13 protein-coding genes are annotated in these 13,088 nt (G+C 72.7%); 3 read left to right on the top strand and 10 right to left on the bottom strand.

From position 1 onward, the window contains the following. Positions 1 to 22: 22 nt before the first annotated feature. On the bottom strand, positions 23 to 1,654 hold the full coding sequence (locus ACGFX4_RS21780; protein ID WP_393076850.1) for a hypothetical protein: 1,632 nt from the start codon (positions 1,652 to 1,654) through the stop codon (positions 23 to 25). Positions 1,655 to 2,021: 367 nt separating this feature from the next. Between ACGFX4_RS21780 and ACGFX4_RS21775 the strand changes: the two genes are divergently transcribed. Next, the gene (locus ACGFX4_RS21775) at positions 2,022 to 3,368 is read left to right on the top strand and encodes an MFS transporter (RefSeq protein WP_393076847.1); all 1,347 of its coding nucleotides are present in this window, start codon (positions 2,022 to 2,024) and stop codon (positions 3,366 to 3,368) included. A 123-nt stretch (positions 3,369 to 3,491) separates the two neighbouring features. Here the strand turns inward: ACGFX4_RS21775 and ACGFX4_RS21770 are convergent, their stop codons facing one another. The 9 genes from ACGFX4_RS21770 to ACGFX4_RS21730 all read right to left on the bottom strand — a co-directional run bounded on the left by ACGFX4_RS21770 (position 3,492) and on the right by ACGFX4_RS21730 (position 11,161). After that, positions 3,492 to 4,319 carry an RICIN domain-containing protein gene (locus tag ACGFX4_RS21770; RefSeq protein ID WP_393076844.1) on the bottom strand — a complete coding sequence of 276 codons (828 nt, stop codon included), beginning with the start codon at positions 4,317 to 4,319 and terminating at the stop codon, positions 3,492 to 3,494. Positions 4,320 to 4,402: 83 nt separating this feature from the next. Continuing rightward, positions 4,403 to 4,780, bottom strand: coding sequence for a metal-sulfur cluster assembly factor (locus tag ACGFX4_RS21765; protein WP_393076841.1), 378 nt, complete (start codon positions 4,778 to 4,780; stop codon positions 4,403 to 4,405). Between the two features lie 14 nt (positions 4,781 to 4,794). Further along, a complete protein-coding gene (gene sufU / locus ACGFX4_RS21760; protein WP_393076838.1) occupies positions 4,795 to 5,247 on the bottom strand; it encodes a Fe-S cluster assembly sulfur transfer protein SufU in 453 nt (150 codons plus the stop codon). A 14-nt stretch (positions 5,248 to 5,261) separates the two neighbouring features. Next, on the bottom strand, positions 5,262 to 6,521 hold the full coding sequence (locus ACGFX4_RS21755) for a cysteine desulfurase (protein WP_393077125.1): 1,260 nt from the start codon (positions 6,519 to 6,521) through the stop codon (positions 5,262 to 5,264). A gap of 5 nt (positions 6,522 to 6,526) precedes the next feature. Further along, entirely contained in the window at positions 6,527 to 7,291 is a 765-nt protein-coding gene (sufC, locus tag ACGFX4_RS21750; RefSeq protein WP_345699424.1) for a Fe-S cluster assembly ATPase SufC, read from the bottom strand. Positions 7,292 to 7,297: 6 nt separating this feature from the next. Beyond that, the gene (locus ACGFX4_RS21745) at positions 7,298 to 7,615 is read right to left on the bottom strand and encodes a non-heme iron oxygenase ferredoxin subunit (RefSeq protein WP_393076835.1); all 318 of its coding nucleotides are present in this window, start codon (positions 7,613 to 7,615) and stop codon (positions 7,298 to 7,300) included. Further along, positions 7,612 to 8,847, bottom strand: coding sequence for a Fe-S cluster assembly protein SufD (gene sufD, locus ACGFX4_RS21740; RefSeq protein WP_393076832.1), 1,236 nt, complete (start codon positions 8,845 to 8,847; stop codon positions 7,612 to 7,614). Before sufD ends, ACGFX4_RS21745 begins: the two co-directional genes overlap by 4 nt. A 56-nt stretch (positions 8,848 to 8,903) precedes the next feature. Next, positions 8,904 to 10,316: a Fe-S cluster assembly protein SufB gene (gene sufB / locus ACGFX4_RS21735; RefSeq protein ID WP_393076829.1), complete on the bottom strand. Its 1,413-nt coding sequence runs from the start codon at positions 10,314 to 10,316 to the stop codon at positions 8,904 to 8,906. Next, complete coding sequence (locus ACGFX4_RS21730) at positions 10,313 to 11,161, bottom strand: helix-turn-helix transcriptional regulator (protein WP_393076826.1); 849 nt, start codon at positions 11,159 to 11,161, stop codon at positions 10,313 to 10,315. The genes sufB and ACGFX4_RS21730 overlap by 4 nt, the downstream gene beginning before the upstream one ends. A gap of 132 nt (positions 11,162 to 11,293) precedes the next feature. Between ACGFX4_RS21730 and ACGFX4_RS21725 the strand changes: the two genes are divergently transcribed. After that, a complete protein-coding gene (locus ACGFX4_RS21725; RefSeq protein ID WP_393076823.1) occupies positions 11,294 to 12,211 on the top strand; it encodes an ABC transporter ATP-binding protein in 918 nt (305 codons plus the stop codon). Further along, complete coding sequence (locus ACGFX4_RS21720) at positions 12,208 to 12,972, top strand: ABC transporter permease (protein ID WP_393076820.1); 765 nt, start codon at positions 12,208 to 12,210, stop codon at positions 12,970 to 12,972. Before ACGFX4_RS21725 ends, ACGFX4_RS21720 begins: the two co-directional genes overlap by 4 nt. The last annotated feature ends 116 nt before the right edge of the window (positions 12,973 to 13,088 follow it).

Here is a 13,088-nt window from a genome sequence, read left to right as displayed (position 1 = left end):
GGCGCCCGCGGGGGGCGCTCCGCTACTGGTCCGTCCCCTGCCGGCTCCTCGCCTTGAAGGCGGCCTTCCGGGCCTCCTTGGCCACCGTCCGGTCGATGTGCAGCTCGCCGATCGTCTCCAGCACGTCCGCCGTGTACGGGTGCGGAACCCGCCACAGCTCGCCGAAGTAGCTGGCCGGGTTGTCCGTCACCGGCAGCTCCGCCACCAGCCGGCGCAGGCGCACCGCGTCGCCGCCGCCGCCGGCCAGCATCACCGCCGCGAACGAGTCGACCATCCGCCACAGCGCCACCGGCCGCTCCGGCGCGTCGACCTCGACGCCGTGCTCGCGCAGCCACTCCCGGGCCAGCCCGCCCAGCTCCGGGTCGTCCACCACCTCGCGGGCGGCGTCCACCGCCGGGTCGCCGATGTCCGTCAGCATGCTCGCCATCAGGTAGCGCCGGACCGGGCCGCCCGCGTCCCGCCCCCGGGCGGCGGCCAGCAGCTCGCGCACGCCGGCGGTCGGCTCCCGCCGGGCCAGCCAGAGCTGCACCTCCCGCTCGGGCATGGTGTTGGGGCTGTCCAGCAGGCCCTGCAGCAGGGCCGCGCCGTCGCCCTCGGCCAGGTCGCCGATCAGCGGCGCGTCGTACCCCTCCTCCAGCAGCCACTGGCGGATCGCGTACTGCCCGAGCGGGGTCAGCCGCGCCGTGCCGAACCGGGCGGCGTCCTCGTCGGTCAGCGGCTCGTCCCGCTCCGCCTCCTCGGCGGGCGCGCCCCCGTCCTCCGCGTCCTCCTCCTCGAACAGGTCCGGGTCGATCGGCCGGTGCTCCAGCAGGCCGAGCTCGGCCAGGTCGCCGAGCATCGGGTCGAGCGCCACCATCACGTCCGTGATGTCGCCGAGCATCCCCTCGTCCGGCTCCTCGCCGTCGGGGACGACCAGCAGCGCCGCCAGCACCCCGAGCGGCACCGTCTCGGCGCCCGGCTCGGCGAACGCCGTGGTCTCGTACAGCACCTGCAGGGCCTCGTCGAGCAGCTCCGCCGCGGAGTCCCGGGCGTCCTCGACGTCGGCGAGGCCGTCCTCGTCGGCGTCCTCCCGGCCGGCGTCGCCGTCCGGGTCGACCGAGTCGGCCTCCGCGGCCAGCTCGCGGACCAGGGTCGCGGCCTCAAGCCACAGCTCCAGCACCGTCTCCGGGTCGCGCTGCTCGACCGCCTCCAGGTCGGGGCCGGGGATGGCGACGTGCGTGCCCTCCGCCGTCGTCCCGGTCTCCACCAGGTCCAGGTCGCAGGCGAGCGCCCACGCCCGCAGCGCCTCCACCACCGCGTCCCCGTCGACCGGCCCCTCCTCTGGCGCCAGGCCGAGCAGCCGGGCCGCCGCCTCCCGGTCGTCGCCGGTCAGGTCGCCGTGCTCGTCCACCGAGCGGTGCGGGGCCGTCCAGCGGGCCAGCCGGACCACCCGGTCGATCAGCGGCACGGCCAGCGCGGCGGCGACCAGCTCCTCCTCCGGCGGCAGGGAGATCGGCGGGACCAGGACCGCGACGTCGTCCAGCTCCTCGTCGCCGCCGTTCTGCGCGCCGTACAGGTCGGCCAGGTCGAAGTCGGCCGGCAGCAGGCCCTCGCGCGGCTCGCCGCCGTCCTCGGAGGACGGGTGGTCAGAAGTGAAACGGCTGCGTCCGGGCATCGTTGCGAGCTCTCCCGTGGTCGCTGTGGGCACCTGGTGGGCGCCGCGTGGGTCCGGCCGGCGGACCGGGTGGGCGACCGGTCCGGGACCGAGGCGTAATCGGTCCATCGACCCAGCGTATCGGCCGCGGGCCGCCCCCGCCCGACCTGAGGGGTGCGCGTCACACCCCGCGCGCGCCGGTCCGGCCCCGCGGACCACGTATCCTTCGGTAGGCACCTGCGCACACCCCGCGCCCGCCGTCCCCGGGGCAACGAGGCCCCGGACCCCTTCCGTACGCACATCCCCGCCCCACCCGGGCGCTGTCGCCGTGCCGCCACCCCAGGCCCCGGCCTGCCCCGGTGGTGCCCGGCCACAGGAGACCCCTGCCATGGCGGACCTCTCCCCCGCCGGCTCCGGACTGACCACGGTTCAGTACGCCGGACGCCGACTGTCGGAGGCCCTGCTCCCGCTGGAACTGGCACCGCGCCAGCAGCTCCAGCTCTCCGCGATCAGCCGCTGGAACGCGCTGCGCGGCATCCGCGTCGGCCTGGTCGCCGGCGCCCTCCTGCTCCTGCTGATCGGCGCCAACCTGGCCACCCCGATCTACCCGGTCCTCCAGCAGCAGCTCGGCCTGACCGCGCTGGACACCACCGTCCTGTTCACGGTGTACGTGTTCGCGCTGGTGCCGGTGCTCGCCGCGGTCGGCCACTGGTCCGACCACCTCGGCCGCCGCGCGATGATCCTGCCCGCCGTCGCCCTGGCCGCCGCCGGCGACGCGGTCTTCGCCACCGCCGGCAGCTTCTGGCAGCTCGCCGCCGGACGCGCCGTCCAGGGCGTCGCCGTCGGCCTCTCCACCGGCGCCGCCGGTGCCGCCCTCGGCGACCTGCTGCCCGACCGCCCCACCCTGGCCGCCAAGCTCACCCTGGCCTGCTCGGCCGGCGGCGTGGCCCTCGGCCCGATCGCCGGCGCCGCCCTCTCCGGCGGCGAACACCCGCTGCTCACCCCGTTCCTGGTGCACGCGGTCGCCCTGCTGGTGCTCTGCGTGCCGCTGGCGCTCGTCCACCCCCGGATGCCCGGCTCGCTCCGCCCGCCGACCTCCCCGCCGCGCATCACCACCCCCGCGCACCTGCGCCCGCAGCGCCTGCGGCTGCCCCGCACCGGCCGCCGCGAGTTCCTGCTCGCCGCCGGCGCCGGCTTCGTCTCGTACGGCGTCTTCGGCGTCTACCTGGCGCTCGCCCCGGCGTTCTCCTCCTCGCTGCTGCACACCACCTCGCACCTGACCGGCGCCGTGGTCGCGGCCCTGCTGCTGGGATCCTCCGCCGCCGCCCAGCTGCTCGTCCCGCCGACCGCCGACCGGCTGGTCATCGCCCTCGGCATGACCGGCCTCGCGGCCGGCCTCGGCCTGGTGGTCGCCGCCCAGTACACCGGGACGCCCGCGCTGCTCTTCATCGGCAGCGTCCTCGGCGGCGTCTGCCAGGGCGTCGCCTTCCGCTCGCTGTTCACCACCGCCGTCGCCGCGATGGACCCGGCCCGCCGCGGCAGCGAGCTCTCCACCCTCTGGGTGGTCGTCTACCTCGGCTCCTCCGCCCCCATCATCGCCGTCGGCGCCCTCACCCAGCGCTACGGCCTGCTCCCCGCCGTCAGCGGCTTCGCCTCCGTCGCCGCCCTCGCCTGCCTCGCCCTGGCCGCCGCCACCCTGACCACCCGCCACCGGCGCGGCCCGCAGGCGTCCTGAGAGCACGTCCGGCGATTCCCGTCGGATCAGCAGGGACGCTCCCCCGGCCGGAGGCCGGGGGAACGTCGGCGACCGATGAGGAGCCGCCGAGGTACGCGCTCCGGCGGGGGCGTCGAACGGGCCTCAGAACTTCCAGGCCATCGTCGGGTTGGCGGAGCAGGTCCACTGCTGGACGGTGGCGCCGTCGGTCTTCTGGGAGTTCTCGACCTCCAGGCACTTGCCGCTGTTGCGGTTGACCAGCTGGCGGTTGCCGGTGCCGCGGATCTCCCAGTGCTGGGCGGCGGAGCCGTTGCAGGTCCACTGCTGGGCGTGCACGCCGTCGGCGGTTCCTCCGCCGGTCGGCTGGAGGCACTTGCCGCTGTTGACGTTGCGGATCTCCCAGCTGTCGCCGACCCAGTGCAGGATCCACTGCATGGTGGGGTTGGCGGAGTAGGTCCACTGCTGGGCCCGGCCGCCGTCGGCGGTGACGGAGTTCTCGATCTCCAGCGCCTTGCCGCTGTTGGCGTTGAGGATGCCGCCGCGGATGTCGGCGGGCGGCGGTGCGGCAGTGGTCGCCGGGGCGGTCGGCTGCGCGACGGTGGCGGAGGCGGAGGGCTTCGCCCCGGCGGTGGCCGACGCACTGCGCGAGGCGCTCGCGGAGGCGGACGCCGAAGCGGTGGCGGAGGCCGGGGTCGAGGCGGAGGCGGAGCCCGTCCCGGACGGGGAGGGCTGCTCCGGGGCCGGCCGGGCGGCTTCGGCGGTGCCGGACGGGCCCGCCCCGGCGGCGGTGCCGGACGTCGGCCCGCCGCCGCCGGAGAGGCCGACCGCGACGGCCGAGACCGCGCCGACGGCGAGCACCGCGCCGCCCACCGCGGCCCCGACCCGCAGACGCCTGCGCCGTACCGTCTCGCGTTCGTTCTGCTCGGCCAGCGCCGCCCAGTCCGGCTCGCCGTTCCCCGCCCCGTAGATCATGGACCGGGATTGTAGTACCGGGCCGGAACGCGCCGAGGGGCGCGGGATGACCCGCGCCCCTCGGCGATGAAACGGCAGCTGCCTCAGACGTTGAAGCCCAGCGCGCGCAGCTGGTCGCGGCCCTCGTCGGTGATCTTGTCCGGGCCCCACGGCGGCATCCAGACCCAGTTCAGCCGCAGGTCCTTGACCAGGCCGTCGGTGGCGGTGCGGGCCTGGTCCTCGATGACGTCGGTGAGCGGGCAGGCCGCCGAGGTGAGCGTCATGTCGACGGTGGCGACGTCGCCCTCGTCGATGTGGATGCCGTAGATCAGGCCGAGGTTGACCACGTCGATGCCCAGCTCGGGGTCGACGACGTCCATCAGGGCCTCGCGGAGGTCCTCGACGGACACCGTGCCCACGCTGGTGAAGCCGACGGCGGACTCCTCCGCCGTTTCGGCCCCGGTCTCCGGGGTGTCACTCATCAGTTCAGTCCGTTTCAGTCGTTGATGGCGGGCTGCTGGCCGAGCGCCTTGGCGGTGGCGTCCTTCCAGGCCATCCAGCTCAGCAGGGCGCACTTGACCCGGGCCGGGTACTTGGAGACGCCGGCGAACGCGACGGCGTCCTCCAGCACCTCCTCGTCGCCCTCCTGCTGGCCCTTGCTCTGCATGAGCTCCAGGAAGGCCTCCTGGACGGCCTGCGCGTCGCCGACGGTCTTGCCGACCACGAGGTCGTTCAGCACCGAGGCGCTGGCCTGGCTGATCGAGCAGCCCTGCGACTCGTAGGAGACGTCGGCGACCACGGCGCCGTCGAGCCGCACCCGCAGGGTGATCTCGTCACCGCAGGTCGGGTTGACGTGGTGGACCTCGGCGTCGCCGTCCCGCAGCCCCTTGCCGTGGGGGTTGCGGTAGTGGTCCAGGATGATCTCCTGGTACATCGAGTCGAGCTTCATGCCGTCACCTCACCTCAGCCGAAGAAGTTGCGGACGTGGTGCAGGCCGTCGATGAGCGCGTCCACCTCGGCCGGCGTCGAGTACAGGTAGAACGACGCCCGGGTGGTCGCCGGAATTCCGTACCGGAGGCAGACCGGCCGCGCGCAGTGGTGGCCGACGCGCACGGCGATGCCCTGCTCGTCGAGGACCTGGCCCACGTCGTGCGGGTGGATGTCGCCGAGCGTGAAGGAGATCGCCGCGCCGCGGTCGACGGCCGTGCGCGGGCCGATGATCCGCAGGTCGGGCACCTCGGCCAGGCGCTCGATCGCGTACTCGGTGATCGCGTGCTCGTGGGCCGCGATGCGGTCCATGCCGATCGCCGACAGGTAGTCGACGGCCGCGCCGAGGCCGACCGCCTGGGCGATCGGCGGGGTGCCGGCCTCGAACTTGTGCGGCGCGGGGGCGTAGGTGGACGAGCCCATGGTGACGGTCTCGATCATCTCGCCGCCGCCGAGGAACGGCGGGAGGTCCTCCAGCAGCTCCTGGCGGCCCCAGAGCACGCCGATGCCGGTCGGCGCCAGCATCTTGTGCCCGGTGAAGGCGACGAAGTCGGCCTCCAGCGCCTGCACGTCCAGCACCATGTGCGGGGCGGCCTGCGAGGCGTCGATGCAGACCAGCGCGCCGACCGACTGGGCCTTGCGGACGATGGTCTCGATCGGGTTGACGGTGCCGAGCAGGTTGGACACCAGGGTGACCGAGACCACCTTGGTCTGCTCGGTGATCAGCTCGTCGATGTTGGACAGGTCGAGCCGGCCCTCGTCGGTGAGCCCGAACCACTTCAGCTTGGCGCCGGTGCGCTGCGCGAGCAGCTGCCACGGCACGATGTTGGAGTGGTGCTCCATCTCGGTGATGACGATCTCCGCGTCCGCGTCCACGCGGTACGGCTCGTCGGCCCAGCCGAGCATGTTGGCGACCAGGTTGAGCGACTCCGAGGCGTTCTTGGTGAAGATCACCTCGTCCCGGCTGGGCGCGTTGACGAACGCCGCGACCTTGTCGCGGGCGCCCTCGTACAGCGCCGTGGCCTCCTCGGCGAGCACGTGCACGCCGCGGTGGACGTTGGCGTTGTGCCGCTCGTAGTAGGCGTTGAGGGCTTCGAGCACCTGGCGGGGCTTCTGCGAGGTGGCCGCGTTGTCCAGGTAGACCAGCGGCTTGTCGTCGTGCAGCAGCCGCTGGAGGACCGGGAAGTCCTTGCGGATCGCGTCGGTGTCGAGCAGACCGGGCAGGCCGGTCGTCAGGTTCGTCACTCGGAAGCGCCGCCCTTCACGTAGCTCTCGTAGCCCTCTTCCTCCAGCTTGTCGGCGAGCTCGGCGCCGCCGGACTCGACGATCTTGCCGCCCGCGAAGACGTGCACGTGGTCGGGCTTGATGTAGCGCAGGATGCGGGTGTAGTGGGTCACCAGCAGGGTGCCGACCTCGCCGCTCTCGCGGACCCGGTTGATGCCCTCGGAGACGATCCGCAGCGCGTCGACGTCGAGGCCGGAGTCGGTCTCGTCGAGGATCGCGATCTTCGGCTTGAGGAGCTCCAGCTGGAGGATCTCGTGGCGCTTCTTCTCGCCGCCGGAGAAGCCCTCGTTGACGTTGCGCTCGGCGAACGCCGGGTCCATGTGCAGGGCGGCCATCGCCTCCTTGACCTCCTTGACCCACAGCCGCAGCTTGGGGGCCTCGCCGCGGACGGCGGTGGCGGCGGTGCGCAGGAAGTTGGAGACCGAGACGCCCGGGACCTCGACCGGGTACTGCATGGCCAGGAAGACGCCGGCGCGGGCGCGCTCGTCGACCGACATCTCCAGCACGTCCTCGCCGTCGAGCAGGACCGAGCCGCCGGTGACGGTGTACTTCGGGTGACCGGCCAGCGAGTAGGCGAGGGTCGACTTGCCGGAGCCGTTGGGGCCCATGATGGCGTGGGTCTCGCCCTGCTTCACGGTCAGGTCGACGCCCTTCAGGATCTCCCGGGGGCCGTTCTCGGCCTCGACGGAGACGTGCAGGTCGCGGATTTCAAGGGTGGCCATATGTACTCAGGACTCCTGGTTGACGGAGACGAGCACATCGTCCCCTTCGATCTTTACGGGGTAGACAGCGACCGGCTTGGTGGCGGGCAGCCCGGACGGCTTGCCGGTGCGGAGGTCGAAGCTGGAGCCGTGCAGCCAGCACTCGATCATGCAGTCCTCGACCTCGCCCTCGGAGAGGGAGACGTTGGCGTGCGAGCAGATGTCGTTGACGGCGAAGACGCCCTCGTCGGTCCGCACGACCGCCACCGGGACGCCGTTGAGCTCGACGCGCTTCGGGACGTCCTCCTGGAGCACGCTCAGCGAGCAGGCACGGAGGTACGTCATGCGACGGTCTCCTGCAGCTCGGCCTCGATCTTCTCCATCAGGCGGTCCTGGATCTCGGCGACACCGATCTGCTGGACCAGCTCGGCGAAGAAGCCGCGCACCACCAGGCGGCGGGCCTCGTCGGCCGGGATGCCGCGGGACTGCAGGTAGAACAGCTGCTCGTCGTCGAAGCGGCCGGTCGCCGAGGCGTGGCCGGCACCGGCGATCTCACCGGTCTCGATCTCCAGGTTGGGGATCGAGTCGACCCGGGCGCCGTCGGTGAGCACCAGGTTGCGGTTGAGCTCGTAGGTGTCGGTGCCCTCGGCCGCCGCCCGGATCAGCACGTCGCCGACCCAGACCGCGTGCGCGTCCTGGCCCTGCAGCGCGCCCTTGTAGGCGACGTTGGAGCGGCAGTGCGGGGTGTCGTGGTCGATCACCAGGCGGTGCTCGAGGTGCTGACCGGCGTCGGCGAAGTACAGGCCGAACAGCTCGGCCTCGCCGCCGGGGGCCGCGTAGTTGACCCGCGGGTGGAGGCGCACCAGGTCGCCGCCGAAGGTCACCACGACCGACTTGAAGGAGGCGTCCCGGCCGACCAGCGCGTTGTGCTGGGCGACGTGGACGGCCTCGCGCTCCCAGTCCTGCACCGAGACGAAGGTCAGCTTCGCGCCGTCGCCGACCAGCAGCTCGACGTTGGCGGCGCGGGTGCCGGTGCCGGTGTGGTTCAGCACCACGACCGCCTCGGCGAACGGCTTGACGTCGACCACCACGTGGGCGAAGTTGACGCCGCCCTCGCCGTGCACGTCGATCCTGACCGGCTCGGTCAGCACCGCGTCCTTGGGGACGGTGACCACCAGGGCCTGGTCGAAGGCGGAGAACGCCTGCGCGGCGACACGGTCCACCGGGGTGCCGGCCTTGCCCAGGCGGGCGTCGTCGCGGCCGACGGTCTCGGCGGTGACGCCCTCCGGCAGGCCGAGCTCGATCTTGTCCTCGCCGCGGGCGGACTCGGCAGCGGAGCCGTCGTGCAGACCGCCGAGGCGGTGCAGCGGGGTGAACCGCCAGTCCTCCTCGCGGCCGTGCGGCACCGGGAAGTCGTTCACGTCGTACGAGGGCTTGACCGCGACGCGGGCGTCGATCGGCTGCTGCACGGTGGGCCGGCCGGTGCCCGGACCGGCCAGCTGCGCGCCGGCACCGGCCGTGCCGACCTCGATCGACCCGGCAGTGGTGGCACCGGTGGTGTTCTGAACCTCAGCCATGGCTGTTCGTGTTGCTCTCTTCCTCGGAAATCAGTGGACGGGGGCGGGCCGGGGCGTCAGCCGACCGAACCCTCCATCTGCAGCTCGATCAGCCGGTTGAGCTCCAGGGCGTACTCCATCGGCAGCTCGCGCGCGATCGGCTCGACGAAGCCGCGCACGATCATCGCCATCGCCTCGAACTCGGTCATGCCGCGGCTCATCAGGTAGAAGAGCTGGTCCTCGGAGACCTTGGAGACGGTCGCCTCGTGGCCCATCGACACGTCGTCCTCGCGGACGTCCACGTACGGGTAGGTGTCCGAGCGGGAGACGGTGTCCACCAGCAGCGCGTCGCACAGCACGTTGGACTTGGCGCCCTTGGAGCCCTCGCCGATCTCGATCAGACCGCGGTACGAGGTCCGGCCGCCGCCGCGCGCCACCGACTTGGAGACGATGTTCGAGGAGGTGTTCGGCGCCATGTGGACCATCTTCGCGCCGGCGTCCTGGTGCTGGCCCTCGCCCGCGAAGGCGATCGACAGGGTCTCGCCCTTGGCGTGCTCACCCATCAGGTAGACCGCCGGGTACTTCATGGTGACCTTGGAACCGATGTTGCCGTCGATCCACTCCATGGTCGCGCCCTCGTACGCCACGGCGCGCTTGGTGACCAGGTTGTAGACGTTGTTCGACCAGTTCTGGATGGTCGTGTAGCGGCAGCGGCCGCCCTTCTTGACGATGATCTCCACGACCGCGGAGTGCAGCGAGTCCGAGGAGTAGATCGGCGCGGTGCAGCCCTCGACGTAGTGGACGTAGGCGTCCTCGTCGACGATGATCAGCGTCCGCTCGAACTGGCCCATGTTCTCGGTGTTGATCCGGAAGTAGGCCTGCAGCGGGATGTCGACGTGCACGCCCTTCGGCACGTAGATGAACGAGCCGCCGGACCACACCGCGGTGTTCAGCGCGGCGAACTTGTTGTCGCCGGCCGGGATGACGGTGCCGAAGTACTCCTTGAAGAGCTCCGGGTGCTCCTTCAGCGCGGTGTCGGTGTCCAGGAAGATGACGCCCTGCTCCTCCAGGTCCTCGCGGATCTGGTGGTAGACGACCTCCGACTCGTACTGCGCGGCGACACCGGCGACCAGGCGCTGCTTCTCCGCCTCCGGGATGCCGAGCCGGTCGTAGGTCGCCTTGATGTCGGCGGGCAGGTCCTCCCAGGACGCGGCCTGCTTCTCGGTCGAGCGCACGAAGTACTTGATGTTGTCGAAGTCGATGCCCGACAGGTCGGAGCCCCAGGTCGGCATGGGCTTCTTGCCGAAGAGCTTCAGGCCCTTGAGACGCAGGTTGAGCATCCACTCGGACTCGGACTTCTTCGCCGAGATGTCGCGGACCACGTCCTCGCTCAGGCCGCGCTTGGCGGCGGAGCCGGCCACGTCCGAGTCGGCCCAGCCGTACTCGTAGTTGCCCAGGCCTTCGAGCTCGGGGTGTGCGATGTCAGTCATGCGAGGTTCCTCCGCGCGGACGAGCCGTTTTCATTGGGGGACGTACCGGCAGTCGGCACTGCACCGGGCCCCTTGGCGGGGGACGGTGCGGCACCGGATGCCGGCACATACGTGGTGCAGACCCCGTCGCCGTGGGCGATGGTGGCCAGCCGTTGCACATGGGTGCCCAGGAGCTGCGAGAAGACCTCGGTCTCCGCCTCGCAGAGCTGCGGGAACTGCTCGGCGATGTGCGCGACCGGGCAGTGGTGCTGGCAGAGCTGGGCGCCCGCCAGAGCCGTCGTGGCGGCCGCGGACGGCACTCGCCGCACCGTGGCAGCGTACCCGTCGGCGCTCAGCGCCTCGGCGAGCGCCTCGGCGCGCCGGTCGGCCCCGGCCTGCTCGACGGTGGTCAGGTACTTCTGGCCCTGCTTGGCGAAGCGGGCCCGGGCGAAGGCGGCGACCGCCTCCTCGCCCGCCGTGCCGCCGCCGACCGCCTCCGAGATCCAGCGCAGCGCGTCGGCCGCGAGCTGGTCGTACGCCTGGTAGAAGGCGTCCCGGCCGGACTCGGTCAGGGCGAACACCTTGGCCGGACGGCCTCGGCCCCGGCTGCCGTAGACCCGCTGCTCACGGGACTCGACCAGGCCGGCGGCGGCCAGCGAGTCCAGGTGGCGGCGGACCGCGGCGGCGGTCAGGCCCAGGCGGCTGGCCAGGTCGGCGGCCGAGGACGGCCCGTGGTCCAGGATCGAACGGGCGACCCGGTCCCGCGTCGCCCGGTGGCCCTCCAGCAGGACCTCCGCCGCCGTCGCGGGCACGGCACAGCCGGGGCCCGACTCGGGCTCCCCGTTCTGTGCGGTGTGCTCGCGCATGTTTTTCACAACACGATTGTTGCGTAATTACTTCCGCAGAGACAAGCCGTGACCCACGCCTCACCGGTGGCCTCCATCACGCAGGCAAGCCTTACCTGGGGGCCGCCGTGAGCTGCTCCTACACTCGCCGGTATGCATGCAGACCCCGCCGTCGAGGTGACCGGACTGGTCAAGCGGTACGGCTCCAAGGCGGCCGTGGACGGCCTCGACCTCACCATCGCGCGGGGCAGCGTCACCGCCGTCCTCGGGCCCAACGGCGCAGGCAAGACCACCACGATCGAGACCTGCGAGGGCTACCGCCGCCCCGACGCGGGCACCGTCCGCGTGCTCGGCCTCGACCCGGTCGCGGACGCCGCGGCACTCAAGCCCCGGATCGGCGTGATGCTCCAGTCCGGAGGCGTGTACGCGGGAGCGCGCGCCGTCGAGATGCTCCGCCACACCGCCAAGCTCTACGCCGACCCGCTGGACGTCCCTTCGCTGGTCGAACGCCTGGGCCTGGAATCCTGCGGCCGCACCACCTACCGACGGCTCTCCGGCGGCCAGCAGCAGCGCCTCGCACTCGCCATGGCCGTGGTCGGCCGCCCCGAACTCGTCTTCCTCGACGAACCCACCGCCGGCCTCGACCCGCAGGCCCGCCGCGCCACCTGGGACCTGATCGCCGACCTCCGCCGCGACGGCGTCACCGTGGTCCTCACCACACACCACATGGACGAGGCCGAACACCTCGCCGACGACGTCGCCGTCGTCGACCGCGGCCGGGTCATCGCCCACGGCAGCGTCGACGCCCTCCGCGGCACCGACTCCGCCCTGCGCTTCGACGGCCCCGCCGGGCTCGACCTCGAAACCCTCCGGGGGCTCCTCCCCGACGGCGCCACCGCCCAGGAGACCGCCCCCGGCTCCTACCGCGTCGACACCGCGATGGACCCCCGACTGCTCGCCACCGTCACCACCTGGTGCGCCGACGCCGGCGTGATGCCCGACCGGCTCGCCGTCCAGCGCCGCAGCCTCGAAGACGTCTTCCTCGACCTGACCGGACGGGAACTCCGATGACCGACTTCGCCCCGCGGCCCGGCGCCGCCCCCGTCCCCCGGATGCTGCTCGCGCAGACCGCCCTGGAGACCAGGATGCTGCTGCGCAACGGCGAGCAGCTGCTGCTCACCGTGGTCATCCCCACCGTGCTGCTGGTGCTCTTCTCCACCGTCGACGTGGTCGCCGTGGACGGCCCCGGCAAGCGCGTCGACTTCCTCGCGCCCGGGCTGCTCGCCCTCGCCGTGATGTCCACCGCCTTCACCGGCCAGGCCATCGCCACCGGCTTCGAACGCCGCTACGGCGTGCTCAAGCGGCTCGGCGCCACGCCGCTCCCCCGCTGGGCGCTGCTCACCGCCAAGACCGGCTGCGTCCTGGTGACCGAGGCGCTGCAGGTCGCCCTGCTCACCGCCATCGCCCTCGCCCTCGGCTGGACCCCGCACGGCAACCCGCTCGCCGTCGCCGCCCTGCTGGTCCTCGGCACCGCCGCCTTCTCCGGCCTCGGCCTGCTGATGGCCGGCACCCTCCGCGCCGAGGCCACCCTCGCCGGGGCGAACCTGGTCTTCGTCCTCCTGCTGCTCGCCGGCGGCGTGGTGATCCCGCTCTCCAAGTTCCCGAGCGCCGTGCAGCCCGTCCTGGAGCTCCTCCCGATCGCCGCCCTCTCCGACGGCCTTCGGTCCGTCCTCCAGTACGGCGCCGGCATCCCCTGGTCCGACCTGGGCATCCTGGCCGTCTGGTCCGTCCTGGGACTCGCGGCGGCGGCCAAGTTCTTCCGCTGGGAGTAACTCCCTACGTCGACAGGGGGGGGGGGGGGGGGGGGGGGGGGGGGGGGGGGGGGGGGGGGGGGGCGGGGGGCGGGGGGGGGGGGGGCGCGCGCGCGCCCCCCCCCCCCCCGCCAGCG

This window comes from Kitasatospora sp. NPDC048365 (assembly GCF_043200835.1).
GTDB lineage: Bacteria > Actinomycetota > Actinomycetes > Streptomycetales > Streptomycetaceae > Kitasatospora > Kitasatospora terrestris.
The sequence above is the reverse complement of the archived record's forward strand: the minus strand, read 5'-3'. Positions and strand labels throughout refer to the sequence as shown.

Excerpts from the sequence above, each read along its gene's own strand:
- ACGFX4_RS21780 (WP_393076850.1), bottom strand. The coding sequence starts at position 1,654 with ATGCCCGGACGCAGCCGTTTCACTTCTGACCACCCGTCCTCCGAGGAC.
- ACGFX4_RS21775 (WP_393076847.1), top strand. The coding sequence starts at position 2,022 with ATGGCGGACCTCTCCCCCGCCGGCTCCGGACTGACCACGGTTCAGTAC.
- ACGFX4_RS21770 (WP_393076844.1), bottom strand. The coding sequence starts at position 4,319 with ATGATCTACGGGGCGGGGAACGGCGAGCCGGACTGGGCGGCGCTGGCC.
- ACGFX4_RS21765 (WP_393076841.1), bottom strand. The coding sequence starts at position 4,780 with ATGAGTGACACCCCGGAGACCGGGGCCGAAACGGCGGAGGAGTCCGCC.
- sufU (WP_393076838.1), bottom strand. The coding sequence starts at position 5,247 with ATGAAGCTCGACTCGATGTACCAGGAGATCATCCTGGACCACTACCGC.
- sufC (WP_345699424.1), bottom strand. The coding sequence starts at position 7,291 with ATGGCCACCCTTGAAATCCGCGACCTGCACGTCTCCGTCGAGGCCGAG.
- ACGFX4_RS21745 (WP_393076835.1), bottom strand. The coding sequence starts at position 7,615 with ATGACGTACCTCCGTGCCTGCTCGCTGAGCGTGCTCCAGGAGGACGTC.
- sufD (WP_393076832.1), bottom strand. The coding sequence starts at position 8,847 with ATGGCTGAGGTTCAGAACACCACCGGTGCCACCACTGCCGGGTCGATC.
- sufB (WP_393076829.1), bottom strand. The coding sequence starts at position 10,316 with ATGACTGACATCGCACACCCCGAGCTCGAAGGCCTGGGCAACTACGAG.
- ACGFX4_RS21730 (WP_393076826.1), bottom strand. The coding sequence starts at position 11,161 with ATGCGCGAGCACACCGCACAGAACGGGGAGCCCGAGTCGGGCCCCGGC.
- ACGFX4_RS21725 (WP_393076823.1), top strand. The coding sequence starts at position 11,294 with ATGCATGCAGACCCCGCCGTCGAGGTGACCGGACTGGTCAAGCGGTAC.
- ACGFX4_RS21720 (WP_393076820.1), top strand. The coding sequence starts at position 12,208 with ATGACCGACTTCGCCCCGCGGCCCGGCGCCGCCCCCGTCCCCCGGATG.